This is a genomic window from Synechococcus sp. R55.8, from assembly GCF_047461895.1.
Taxonomy (GTDB): domain Bacteria; phylum Cyanobacteriota; class Cyanobacteriia; order Thermostichales; family Thermostichaceae; genus Thermostichus.
In genome coordinates, this window is sequence record NZ_JANSIB010000132.1 from 1 (window position 1) to 6,169 (window position 6,169).

Sequence of the window (6,169 nt, forward strand, 5' to 3'; positions counted from 1 at the left end):
TTATACATTATTTTCAGTATAGTTGAGCTTATTATTGACTAGAGTCATGCTCCATAGCAGATCCCCTAGCTGCTGAGGTTACTGAAATTGCACCGCGTCAGGGTCGGCACCGTTCGCTTCACCAAGCCCGTCAGAACATTTCCGGGGCCGATTTCCCACACCTCTTGGATGCCGTCGGCAGCCATCTGCAACACGGTTTCTCGCCAGCGGACAGGGGCAGTCATCTGGGCCAGCAGCGCCTGCTTAAGGGCTTGCGGATCCCGGCTGGCGGTGGCAGTGCAGTTGCTGTAGACGGGCACTCGCGGCGGCTGAAAGTCAACAGCGCGCAAGGTGTGGGCAAACTCCTCGGCAGCAGCCTGCATAAAGGGCGAGTGAAAGGCGCCACTCACCTTGAGGGGAACGGTGCGCTTGGCCTGCAACTGCTCACAGACGGCCCGCACCCCCCCCACCGAGCCGCTGATCACCACCTGATCCGGGCTGTTGTCGTTGGCAAGAGTGACGTCGGGGATCATCTGGCACAGGTGCTCCAGCTTGTCGCGGTCAAACCCCATCACTGCCGCCATGCTGCCCGGGGGATCCCCTGCGGCTTCCATCAGTTGGCCCCGCAGCGCCACCAGCCGTAGGCCGGTTTCGAAGTCAAACACGCCGGCAGCGTAGAGGGCGCTGTATTCGCCCAGACTGTGGCCAGCAGTGCAGGCAGGAGCCTGACCCTGGGCGTAGAGATAGTCTGTCAACAGGGCCGATACGGTGAACAAAGCCGGTTGTGTGTAGCCGGTCTGGTGGATCTGGTCTTCCGACAGAGCTAAGGGATCCCATCCCAGCATCTGGCGGGCCAAAGCCAACTTCTGGCCTGCTCCCTGCCAGTTCCGCAAGTCCCTTCCCATGCCTACCGCTTGGGATCCCTGGCCGGGATAGATCCAGGCAACAGTCATCAATTCATTTCCCCCAACGAAACACAATCGCCCCCCAGGTAAGGCCGGCGCCAAAGCCCGCCATTACCCCCAGATCGCCGGCGCCAAAGCGTCTTTGCTCGATCCAAGTGGCCAAGGCAATTGGCACCGAAGCGCCCGAGGTGTTGCCGTAATACTCTAGGACGCTGGCCACCCGCTGCGGATCCAGCTGCAGGCGCTTGGCTACTGCATCGAGAATGCGCTGGTTGGCCTGATGAATAAAATATCCCTGTACTGCTTCCGCCGGGATCCCGGCCCGGAAGAGAGCCTTCTCGATAACCTCCGGCACCGCCTGGACGGCGAACTTGTAGACCTCGCGGCCATTCATGGTGATGGGGCAGCAGCGATACTGCCCCACCTGCAGGGATCCCACCAGGGGCTTGGCCTCTGTAGCCATGGACAAGCTGAGCAGCTGGCTGCCACTGCCATCGCTGCGCAGCTCAATGCTGAGGATCCCGCCGGTTTCCCCCGCCTCCAGAACCACCGCCCCGGCCCCATCTCCAAACAAGACACAGGTGGTGCGATCTGCCCAGTCCACCGTACGGGAGAGCACATCCGCCGCCACCACCAAGGCCCGCCGGTACAGCCCGGTTTGCAAAAACTGCGCTGCCGTGGCCACTGCAAAGACAAAGCCCGTGCAGGCTGCCGTCAGATCAAAAGCCACCGCCCGCGTTGCTCCCAGAGCTGCCTGCACCTGAGGGGCCGAGCCAAACCGATCGACACCGGTGGAAGTGGCCAGCAGGATCAAATCCAGGTCTTGAGGCAAGATCCCGGCCTGAGCCAAAGCGGCCTTGGCTGCCTGGACCGCCAAATCCACCAAGCTCAGCTCAGGGGGCAGAATGCGCCGCTGACGAATGCCGGTGCGGGGCCAGATCCATTCGTCGGAAGTTTCGACGATCTGGCCGAGATCGTCGTTGCTCAGGCAGGGATCCGGCAGGGCAGCCCCTGCCCCCACCAGCCGCACGGTCGGGAGGCTATGGCTGGGCATCTTCCACGGGTTCGGGACAGCGGGAGGAAGTCCTTTCCAGGGATCCCAACGGCAACACTTCCGGGCCAGAGCCAGAGTAGACCTGAAGGGGCCGGGTGCGCCGCCTGGGGTTGGATTCAGGTTCGCGAGGGTCAACCATTTCCGCCTGCAGCCGCTGTAGGATTTTCTGTTCTGCCGCCTCTTTGGCCAGGCGAATGGCGTGGTAGACCATCGGCGCCTTGGAGCTGCCGTGGGTAATCACGCAGATGCCGTTGACGCCGAGCAGCAAAGCACCGCCATACTCTACGTAGTCCATGCGCCGCTTTACCTGCTTGAGGTTGGGCCGGAGCAGCCAGCAGCCCAACTTGCCGCGCCAGCCGCGGGGCAGCTCCTCCCGCAGCACCTGGGTGATCACCTGGCCAACACTTTCGGCAAACTTGAGGAGGGCATTGCCCACAAAGCCGTCGCACACCACCACATCAAACTCCCCGGTCAGCACATCCCGCCCCTCGGCATTGCCGGCGAAATGGATCCCTGGCAACTGGGCCAGACGCTGGTGGGTGGCCAGAGCCAAATCATTGCCCTTGTTGGGCTCCTCGCCGATGTTGAGCAGGCCCACCCGCGGCTTCTCGATCCCCAGCACGCACTGGCAGTAGAGGGATCCCATGCGGGCAAACTGCTCCAAAAAGCGGGGCCGGCAATCCACATTGGCCCCCACATCCAGCAGCAGCACCGGCTTGCCTTTCAAAGTGGGCAAAAGAGCGCCAATGGCCGGGCGATCGATCCCTGCCAGCCGGCCCAAATTCAGGTAGGCCGCAGCCATCGCTGCTCCGGTATTCCCGGCGGCCACCACGGCATCCGCTTGGTTGGAGCGCACCTGTTGCATCGAGATGTTGATGGAGGCTTTGGGCTTTTTGCGCACCATCAGCGGCTCTTCCGCCATGCCCACATCCTCTTCGGCAGGCACAATGGTGATCCCAGCAGGCAAGGGTTGGGGCAGAAAGGGCTTGAGGGAATCTGGACGACCGACTAGTGCAATCCCGACCCGGAGCTGCCGATGGGCCAGCAGGGCGCCCTTGATGATCTCTTCGGGAGCGTAGTCACCCCCCATCGCATCGACCGCAATTCGCACAAGCTGACCTCACACTGGAATATCCTTGGCAACTGCAAGCAGGAAGCGGGGCAAAACGCACTAACCTCTGCAGTCCCCTCGCCCGAGAATTGGGAGCCCCAGTGGCTGCAGGGTGCTAGCGAATTTTACCAGATTTGTTTTCCTCAATTAAGGCCGTAGTTCCCCTTGCGCCGGTTCTCCCCACCCCCCACAGGAAACGTGAACTCCCTCACGCCTGCGTGAGGGCAGCCAAGAGAGAGCGTACCTGTTGGACGTGGGCGTGTGCAGTGGAGTTTCTGGCCTGGTGTTGGCCCAGCTCCGTCTCCAACTGCGCCAATTCTCCCGCCAACGCTGCCCACCGATCCCGCTCTGGGTAGAGGGTGGCCTGCAGGTGATTCAGGCGACCCCAGGTTTCTGCCATGGCCTGGGCGCGCGCCCGCAGGGATCCCTCCTCTTGCTCCAGGTGTTGCCACTGCTGCTCCAATTCCTGCCGTTGGCGGGCGAGCTGCTCCTGCTGAGAAGGCAAGGACGATTCTAGTTGTTGAATGAGGGTTTGCAGACGACCTTTTTCTTGGAGAAGATCCTGCTTCTGGCTGCCGATCTGTTCCAGGAGCGGCCCAATATCGACCTGAACCGGGGCAGCAGCTTGATTTTGCAGCTGTCTAAGGCGGGCCTCTTGGCGGGTCAACTCTTCATACTCTCGCTGCAGGTTTTTTTCCTGAGGCAGCAGGGCTTCTTCCAAAGCACTGCAGGCAGACTGGGCATAGTCGATATCCATCTCGATGTCAAACCGCTCCTCTGGAGAGGCGCTGGCCAGCCGCTCTTGCAGCTCCCGCAGGGTTTGCCGGTTTTGCTCCAGTTCGGCCCGCTGTTGGCTAACCTGGGCTGCCCGCTGCTCGTAATCTCGGCGCAGTTGGCTGACCAAAGCCGCCAGCTCCTCGACCGAGATCGCCGGCTCCCCAGCCCTGCCGTTGCTGCTGCCATCGACGATAAAGTCGTACTCCTGCACCAGACGAGAGGCTTTCTGGTATAGGCTCTCTTGAGATTGCAGCTGCTGGAGAATCCTCTGCAGGTGCTCTTGATGGGCTCGCAGGGATCCCTGTCGAGTTTGCCACTCTGCTTGGCTTTGCTCCAGGGATTGTCGGGATCCCCACCAAGCGGTGTGGCGTTCTTGCCAAGCGCGGTAGTCTCGATCCAGCTCGTCTTGCCGGGCCTGGGCCTGCTGACGTTCTGCTTCCAGTTGGGCAATCTGTTGATTCAAGTGCTCCTGCTGCTGCTGAATGTGGCTTTTCAAGCTTTGCAGAAGCGCCAAGGGATCCCCAGCCGGATGTAGAGTCTCCTGGAGCTGCTGCACCAAAGCCTGTAGCTGCGCTGCTTCTGCCTCCCCCAAGCGGCTGGAGCGAGCTTCTTGCAACTGGGCTTCCAACTCTTGCCGCTGCCGATTCAGAGCTTCCCGCTGCTCTCCGATCAGGCGCTGTTGTTCAGCCAAGTAAGCCTGCTGGGCTGCCAGTTCCTCTTTGAGGCTGTCCAGAAGTTTGCGATCTTCCTCTACACTCTTGTACTGCTCGTACAGCCGCTGCACCTCTTCTTCTTGAGCTGCTAGCTCCATCTCGCGGCGGGTAAGCTCATGCGCCTGAAAGGTGAGGGACTGTTTCCAAACCTCGATCTCCTCCTCCTGGCTGCGGGCTCTGAGCTGAAGTTGGCTGAAGTTTTGCAGATAGGTCACCAGTTGGCGAGCGGCTTCGCTGATGCGGGCGACCTGACGGCCGCCGGAGATTTCCGCCAGCACCAATGACCCATCCTTGAAGCGCCCAGCCTCCTGGGCGATGCGGCCTTCCAAAGTAATGGATTCTTCGTTCACGGCCACCCAGGTATTGTCCTGCTGCTGCTTGGCCAGCAATTGCAGAGACGACTTGGCAAATCCAATCGGCTTGGATAGCTCTGCTAGGTACAGCACGCCTGAACTCCTCTAAAACAGCATGGACAGCACCAGCCTTGACCCCACCGAGCCACTGCCCCTGGCCGGGGAAAAATGGACGGCCGCCAGAACATGGCTCGCCGAGGCGCATAAAGACTACACCACCTTTCTAGACTCAACCATAGGGTAAAAAAAACGCCTTCGCCAGATGAGTTTTGGGGATGCCTGGGGTAGCTATTCAAACCGGTGGCGGAGCACTAAAGTAGTCTAGGGTGTGGTGTAGAGTTGTGTTCGGGGGTTGTATGGAGCTGCAAGGTGAGCCGCTTTCTGTTCGTCGGCGTTCTCCTGCCCCGCCGGTGGTCGTAGCCTCTCAGGTGTACCAGACAACAGCGCCGGAAGCCAAACCGCGCCACATCTTGGAAGCGATCGTCTGGCATAAAGAGCAGGAGGTGGAGCGGCAACGGGAGCAGCTTCCCCTCAAGGAATTGCAACGGCAACTGGATCAGGCTCCGCCGGTGCGGGATTTTGTGGCGGCCCTCACCCAGTCGCCTCACCCTATCTCTGTGATTGCCGAGGTCAAAAAAGCCTCTCCCAGCCGCGGCGTTCTGCGGGATCCCTTTGACCCGGTAGCCATTGCCCAGAGCTATGAAGCCGGTGGGGCCAGTTGCCTCTCGGTGCTCACAGATGAGCGGTTCTTTCAGGGCAGCGGCGAGTATCTGCGCCGGATCCGTCAGGCAGTAGGGATCCCCATCCTCTGCAAGGAGTTCATCCTCTACCCTTACCAAATCCTCTGGGCCCGCAGCCTGGGGGCAGATGCGGTGCTCTTGATTGCCGCCATTCTCTCGGATGCGGATTTGGGCTATTTTCTCAAGCTGGTTCGGCAATTGGGCATGGCAGCTCTGCTGGAGGTGCACACTTCCCAAGAGTTGCAGCGGGTGTTGCGTTTGCCCCAACTGCAAGACTCCAGGGGGCAGGTGCTCATTGGCATCAACAATCGCGATCTGAGAACCTTTGCGGTGGACTTGAACACAACGCGCGACCTGTTGGCCGCCCACTCGGAGCTCCTTGGCGATCTGCCTGTGGTCAGCGAGTCCGGCATCCATACCCCCGCCGATCTGCAGCAGTTGCGGGCCTGGGGGGTGCGCTCTGTGCTGGTGGGGGAAGCGCTGGTGACCCAGCCGGATCCCGGCCAAGCTGTGCGCCACCTGTTGTCATCTCAGTGA

Annotated in this window: 5 protein-coding genes; 1 reads left to right on the forward strand and 4 read right to left on the reverse strand. The window is 60.9% G+C overall.

Annotated elements, in window-relative coordinates:
* Positions 1-65: 65 nt before the first annotated feature.
* From fabD to hmpF, 4 genes are all read right to left on the reverse strand, one after another.
* On the reverse strand, positions 66-932 hold the full coding sequence (gene fabD, locus NW829_RS11430) for an ACP S-malonyltransferase (protein ID WP_414412986.1): 867 nt from the start codon (positions 930-932) through the stop codon (positions 66-68).
* Between the two features lie 4 nt (positions 933-936).
* A complete protein-coding gene (locus tag NW829_RS11435; protein ID WP_414412985.1) occupies positions 937-1,938 on the reverse strand; it encodes a beta-ketoacyl-ACP synthase III in 1,002 nt (333 codons plus the stop codon).
* Positions 1,925-3,028, reverse strand: coding sequence for a phosphate acyltransferase PlsX (gene plsX / locus NW829_RS11440; protein ID WP_238376983.1), 1,104 nt, complete (start codon positions 3,026-3,028; stop codon positions 1,925-1,927). Before plsX ends, NW829_RS11435 begins: the two co-directional genes overlap by 14 nt.
* Positions 3,029-3,257: 229 nt before the next feature.
* On the reverse strand, positions 3,258-4,985 hold the full coding sequence (gene hmpF, locus NW829_RS11445; RefSeq protein WP_414417127.1) for a pilus motility taxis protein HmpF: 1,728 nt from the start codon (positions 4,983-4,985) through the stop codon (positions 3,258-3,260).
* Between the two features lie 263 nt (positions 4,986-5,248).
* Here hmpF and trpC point away from each other — a divergent pair, with 263 nt between their 5' ends.
* Positions 5,249-6,169: an indole-3-glycerol phosphate synthase TrpC gene (trpC, locus tag NW829_RS11450; RefSeq protein ID WP_414417128.1), complete on the forward strand. Its 921-nt coding sequence runs from the start codon at positions 5,249-5,251 to the stop codon at positions 6,167-6,169.